This is a genomic window from Sulfuricaulis sp. (assembly GCF_049587675.1).
In the GTDB taxonomy this organism is placed as follows: Bacteria; Pseudomonadota; Gammaproteobacteria; order Acidiferrobacterales; family Sulfurifustaceae; genus Sulfuricaulis.
The window spans coordinates 1-1764 of sequence record NZ_JBAVEJ010000315.1; the positions used below are offsets into that span (position 1 = coordinate 1).

At 55.4% G+C, this 1764-nt stretch carries 2 protein-coding genes; both read right to left on the reverse strand.

Annotated elements, in window-relative coordinates; all coding sequences use genetic code 11:
• The coding region (locus tag WB402_RS15865; protein ID WP_424209594.1) for a mannose-1-phosphate guanylyltransferase/mannose-6-phosphate isomerase at positions 1–1208 on the reverse strand (1208 nt) is incomplete at its 3' end.
• A gap of 43 nt (positions 1209–1251) precedes the next feature.
• On the reverse strand, positions 1252–1764 hold a 513-nt coding region (locus WB402_RS15870; protein ID WP_424209596.1), incomplete at its 5' end, for an NAD-dependent epimerase/dehydratase family protein.

Here is a 1764-nt window from a genome sequence, read left to right on the forward strand (position 1 = left end):
CCCTTGACCACTACCCAGTGCTCGGCGCGATGATGATGCATCTGCAACGACAACGCCGCACCGGGCTTGACCATCAGGCGTTTCACCTGAAACCGCGGTCCGGCGTCGATGCCTTCATAATACCCCCAGGGGCGGTAAACCCTACGATGAGTTTGATACTCGCTGCGCTTATCCTGCTTGAGGCGGTTGACCACCTCTTTGACATTTTGCGCATGATCCTTGTGCACAACCAGCACGGCATCGGGTGTCTCCACAACAATAATGTCTTCAAGCCCGACCGCCGCGAGAAACCGGTGCTGGGAAATGAGCAGGGCATTCTGCGTTTCATACGTGTAAACGTCACCTTGGATGACGTTCCCCTGCTCGTCCTGCACCGAAGCCTTCCATAAGGACGACCAAGCACCGATATCGGACCAGCCGGCATCCAGTGAAACCACGGCGGCACGATCGGTTTCCTCCATGACGGCGTAATCGATTGAGTTGGACTGGCAGCTTCCGAATGCCTGGGCGTTCACCCGGTAAAATTCACCATCGCGCCGTCCCTGTTCATAGGCCGTTTTGCAGGCCTCAAGCATAGCCGGATGAAACCGCTTCAACTCATCGAGCCAGACGGAGACGGGCATCATGAACATGCCGCTGTTCCATAAATATTCACCCGACTTCACGTAGCCCTCCGCTGTCGGGGCATCGGGTTTCTCTACGAAAGCCTCTACCTCGTGATCATCGCCTTTCCTGATGTATCCATATCCAGTTTCCGGGGCTGTGGGCACTATCCCGAATGTCACCAAACGCCCTTTCTCCGCCAGAAGGGCTCCGACCCTGACAGCAGCATGAAATTCACCGACGTTCTGTATGACGTGATCGGCCGGCATCACCAGCATCAATTCATCGTCCGGCAGAGTTTTCTGAAGCGCGAGCGCCGCCAATGTCAGCGCCGGCGCGGTATTGCGTCCGACCGGTTCCAAAATGATGTCAGCCGGTTTTTTGTCCAGCTGGCGCAGCTGTTCGGCAATCAGGAACCGATGCTCCTCGTTGCATACCAGCAGCGGCTCAGCAATATGCTCCATGCCATCCAGACGCGAAACTGTCTGCTGCAACAATGTCCGCTCGCCCATGAGACTGAGCAGTTGTTTGGGATACTGCTCGCGCGAAAGCGGCCACAAGCGCGTGCCCGAGCCGCCTGAAAGTATCACAGGATTGATTTTCATGGTTTATCTGATGGTTTTGTTCGTGACAAGATCGTGGACATTATCAGGTAACACGGTGATATGACTTGTACCATTCCACGAAGCGGGCGATGCCTTGCTCGACGGTAGTGCGCGGGCGGAAACCCACATCGTTTTCGAGATTCTCCGTATTTGCATACGTCGCCGGCACATCGCCGTCCTGCATGGGTAACATTTCCAGTTTAGCCTTCTTCCCCAGGCTTTCTTCCAGAACTTCGATGTAGCGCATCAGCTCGACCGGCTGGTTATTCCCTATATTATAGATACGGTACGGCGCGTAGCTCGTAGCCGGATCGGGCGCCTCACCGGACCAACCGGAGTTCGGCAACGCAGGACGATCAATCGCACGAATAACGCCCTCAACAATGTCATCAATATAAGTAAAGTCGCGGACCATCTTCCCGCGGTTAAACACCGGAATCGCGACACCTTCCAGAATTCCCTTGGTGAACTTGAAAAGCGCCATATCCGGACGGCCCCATGGCCCGTATACCGTAAAGAAACGCAGGCCTGTGCACGGCAGTCCGTAAAGGTGAGC